This window comes from Virgibacillus sp. 7505 (assembly GCF_002272135.1).
In the GTDB taxonomy this organism is placed as follows: Bacteria; Bacillota; Bacilli; order Bacillales; family Amphibacillaceae; genus Terribacillus.
In genome coordinates, this window is record NZ_NPBF01000240.1 from 1 (window position 1) to 250 (window position 250).

Here is a 250-nt window from a genome sequence, read left to right on the forward strand (position 1 = left end):
CCAGCTTGTTTTTTCATATAAAACGTGTCGCCGATTTCCACCATCATATTAAAGACGCCGATGGTTTCACATCGTTTGATTAACTCCTTGCTATAAGCAAGTGGGATCGATTCTAGTATCCTTGGATAATGAGCGTCTAAGGGGTGGTGAACCGAAGCGCCATTAAAATTGATGATCGGCGTCGTTAGCTGTAGTTCTTGATAATAACGTTTGCTTGCCCGGTAAGGGCGGCCGGTCGCAATCGCGATAA

1 protein-coding gene is annotated in these 250 nt (G+C 45.2%); it reads right to left on the reverse strand.

What is annotated here, in order from left to right; all coding sequences use genetic code 11:
* A partial coding sequence (locus CHH91_RS18780) for an HAD hydrolase family protein (RefSeq protein WP_176465871.1) occupies positions 1 to 250 on the reverse strand: 250 nt, incomplete at both ends.